We start from the raw sequence: 454 nt of genomic DNA, 5'->3' as shown, positions 1-454 counted from the left end.
GGGCCGGCAGGTCGAGCGCGCCGCGCAGGCGCAGCGCGGCCGGCAGGTGGTAGGCGGCGCCGGCCGCGGCGTCGAGCTGGGCCAGGAACCACAGGCGCTGCTGCGCCAGCGACAGCGGCGGCGCTTGCTCGCGTCCGGTCGGTGTGATCGCGGCCAGCGGCGCGCCGTGCTGGTCGTGCTGGTTGCGCTGGGCGTGTTCCAGCACGGCGGCCAGCGCGCTCAGCGTGGGGTGGGCGAACAGCTCGCGCAGCGCCAGTTCGGCGCCGCTCTGCTGGCGCAGGCGGGAAACCACCTGCACGGCCAGCAGCGAGTGGCCGCCCAGTTCGAAGAAATGGTCGTCGCGGCCGACCTGTTCCAGGCCCAGCAGCTCGGCCCAGACGGCGGCCAGCATGGTCTCGGCCGGGCCCTGCGGGGCCTGGTAGCGGCGCGCCGCGACGGCGTCCTGGCCGGGGGC

General features: G+C 76.9%; 1 protein-coding gene. It reads right to left on the bottom strand.

The window, feature by feature from the left end:
- Positions 1–454 (bottom strand): phosphopantetheine-binding protein (locus KVP70_RS33260; protein ID WP_217946715.1); only part of this gene is annotated, 454 nt, incomplete at both ends.

The organism is Duganella violaceipulchra (assembly GCF_019166075.1).
GTDB classification, from domain to species: domain Bacteria; phylum Pseudomonadota; class Gammaproteobacteria; order Burkholderiales; family Burkholderiaceae_D; genus Rugamonas; species Rugamonas violaceipulchra.
Note: the sequence above shows the minus strand (reverse complement) of the source record. Positions and strands in the feature narration are given on the sequence as shown.